The sequence below is a fragment of the Streptomyces sp. NPDC059037 genome, from assembly GCF_042740015.1.
Taxonomy (GTDB): domain Bacteria; phylum Actinomycetota; class Actinomycetes; order Streptomycetales; family Streptomycetaceae; genus Streptomyces.
Genome location: NZ_JBHYIG010000022.1, coordinates 13,218 through 16,194 on the forward strand (window position 1 = coordinate 13,218; position 2,977 = coordinate 16,194).

At 75.6% G+C, this 2,977-nt stretch carries 1 protein-coding gene and 1 pseudogene; both read left to right on the forward strand.

Going from position 1 to position 2,977, the window contains the following annotated elements:
- A partial coding sequence (locus tag ACFWY6_RS07445) for a CbiQ family ECF transporter T component (RefSeq protein WP_384687297.1) occupies positions 1-1,091 on the forward strand: 1,091 nt, incomplete at its 5' end.
- Positions 1,088-2,749: pseudogene (locus ACFWY6_RS07450) on the forward strand (ABC transporter ATP-binding protein); the annotation flags it as partial. The gene ACFWY6_RS07445 and the pseudogene ACFWY6_RS07450, both read left to right, overlap by 4 nt.
- Between the last annotated feature and the right edge of the window lie 228 nt (positions 2,750-2,977).

The window sequence follows — 2,977 nt, forward strand, 5'->3', positions numbered from 1 at the left end:
GGGGCACCGTGGTCCCCGCGCGCCGGCCGCCCCCCCCGTGGGCGCGGTCGTACGGCGCGTTCGTGAAGCTCGGCCTCGTCGTCATCGCGATCCGCCTCGTCTTCGCCATCGTCCTCGGCTCGCCGATCCCCGGTACGCATGTCCTTGTCACGCTCCCCGAAGTCCCGCTGCCCGACTGGGCGAAGGGCGTGCGGATCGGTGGCCGGGTGACCGCCGAGGGGCTGCTCTTCGCGCTCTACGACGGGGTCCGGCTCGCGGGTCTGCTCATCTGTGTGGGCGCCGCCAACGCACTCGCCAGCCCGTCCCGGCTGCTCAAGTCGCTGCCGGGCGCGCTGTACGAGGTGGGGGTCGCCGTCGTCGTCGCGATGACGTTCGCGCCGAACCTGATCACCGACGTGCAGCGGCTGCGGGCCGCGCGGCGCCTGCGCGGACGGCCCGACAAGGGCGTACGGGGACTGCTCCAGGTCGGCCTTCCGGTCCTGGAGGGCGCCCTTGAACGGTCGGTGGCGCTGGCCGCCGCGATGGACGCGCGGGGCTTCGGACGCACCGCCGATGTCCCGGCCCGGGTGCGCAGGACGACCGCCGCCCTGACGCTCGGCGGTCTGATGGGCGTCTGCGCGGGGACGTACGGCCTGCTCTCGTCGGAAGGCGCGGGCTACGGCCTGCCCGTGCTCGCCGTCGGGCTGCTCGCCGCCCTGGCAGGACTCCGCCTCGGCGGCCGCCGCTCCGTGCGCACCCGCTACCGGCCCGACCCCTGGGGCGTGCGCGCCTGGCTCGTCGCCGGGTCGGGCATCGCGGTGGCGGCCTTGATGATCTGGGCATCGGCGTACGACACGGCCGCCCTGCACCCCGGAGTCGTCCCCCTGACCGCACCGACACTGCCGCTGTGGCCCGCGGCGGCGGTGCTGATCGGGCTGCTGCCTGCTTTCGTGGCGCCGGTGCCGCCCGAGGAGTCGGCGCCCGTGCCCGCGGGGGAACCGGCCCCCGCGGCCGCCGCCCTGACGAAGCCCTCGCCCGCCGCCTGGCGCAAGACCGCGTCGCTCCCCGCCGGTGAGTCGGCAGCCCCCGTTCCCCCCAAGGAGACCTCATGATCCGCTTCGAGGATGTCTCCGTGACGTACGAAGGCGTCGCCGAGCCCACCGTTCGCGGGGTCGAACTCGCCGTACCCGAAGGTGAGTTGGTGCTGCTCGTCGGCCCGTCCGGAGTCGGCAAGTCGACGCTGCTCGGCACGGTCAGCGGCCTGGTACCGCACTTCACCGGAGGCACTCTGCGCGGCCGCGTGACGGTGGCGGGCCGCGACACCCGCACCCACAAGCCGCGCGAACTCGCCGATGTCGTCGGCACGGTGGGCCAGGACCCGCTCTCGCACTTCGTGACGGACACGGTCGAGGACGAGCTGGCGTACGGCATGGAGTCCCTGGGCCTCGCCCCGGACGTGATGCGCCGCCGCGTCGAGGAGACCCTCGACCTGCTCGGCCTCGCCGATCTGCGCGACCGGCCCATCGCCACGCTCTCCGGCGGCCAGCAGCAGCGGGTCGCGATCGGCTCGGTCCTCACCCCGCACCCCAAGGTCCTCGTGCTCGACGAGCCGACCTCCGCGCTCGACCCGGCCGCCGCCGAGGAGGTGCTCGCCGTCCTTCAGCGGCTCGTGCACGACCTGGGCACCACCGTCCTGATGGCAGAGCACCGTCTGGAACGGGTCGTGCAGTACGCGGACCAGGTGCTGCTCCTCGCGGCGCCGGGCGAGGCCCCGGTGCTCGGCGACCCGGCCGCCCTGATGGCCCGCTCCCCCGTGTTCCCGCCGGTGGTCGCCCTGGGCCGCCTCGCAGGATGGTCGCCGCTGCCGCTGACGGTGCGGGACGCGCGACGGCGGGCGGGGGCCCTGCGCGAACGCCTCTCCGGGGCCGAGCCGCCCGAGGAGACGCCGGCCGTGCGCCCTGCCGAGCAGCCGGCGCCGCGCAGGCCGAGCCTTCGTCGGCGTACGAAGAAGAGTGACGAGCCCCAGGCCGCCGCGGCCGTCACGTCGCTGGCCGTCCGCCGCGGCCGGGTCGAGGCGCTGCGCCGCGTGGACCTCACCGTCCGCGCAGGCGAGACGATCGCCCTGATGGGCCGCAACGGCGCGGGCAAGTCCACGCTCCTCTCGACCCTGGTCGGCCTGCTCGAACCGGCGTCCGGTTCGGTCCGGGTGGGCGGCACCGTCCCGCACCGCACGGGCCCGCGCGAACTGATCCGCCACGTGGGCCTGGTCCCCCAGGAACCGCGCGATCTGCTGTACGCGGACACGGTGGCCGCCGAGTGCACGGCCGCCGACCACGACGCGGGCGCCGAGCCGGGCACCTGCCGGGCCCTGGTCAGCGAGCTGCTCCCCGGCATCGCGGACGACACCCACCCCCGTGACCTCTCCGAGGGCCAGCGCCTGACGCTCGCCCTGGCGATCGTCCTGACGGCCCGCCCGCCCCTGCTGCTCCTGGACGAGCCGACCCGCGGTCTCGACTACGCGGCGAAGGCCCGCCTGGTCACCGTCCTGCGGGGGCTCGCGGCCGAGGGCCATGCGATCGTCCTCGCCACGCACGACGTGGAGCTCGCGGCGGAACTCGTCCACCGGGTGGCGATCCTCGCCGACGGCGAGATCGTCGCGGACGGCCCGACCCCGGACATCGTGGTGTCGTCACCGTCCTTCGCACCCCAGGTGACAAAGATCCTGGCCCCACAGAAGTGGCTGACGGTCCCGCAGGTGCGGGAAGCCCTGCGGGCGGCAGGGGCGGACCGGGCCGACGGCACGGAAACAGACGTGCGGCACGGCCGGGGCGCGGGCCGTGCCGCAGGCGCGGACGTGGGCGCGGGCCGTGCCGCAGGCGCGGACGTGGGCGCGGCCCCGGATTCGAGCACACGCCCGGACCCGGGCACGGACCCGGACTCGAGCACACGCCCGGACCCGGGCACGGACCCGGACTCGAGCACACGCCCGGACCCGGGC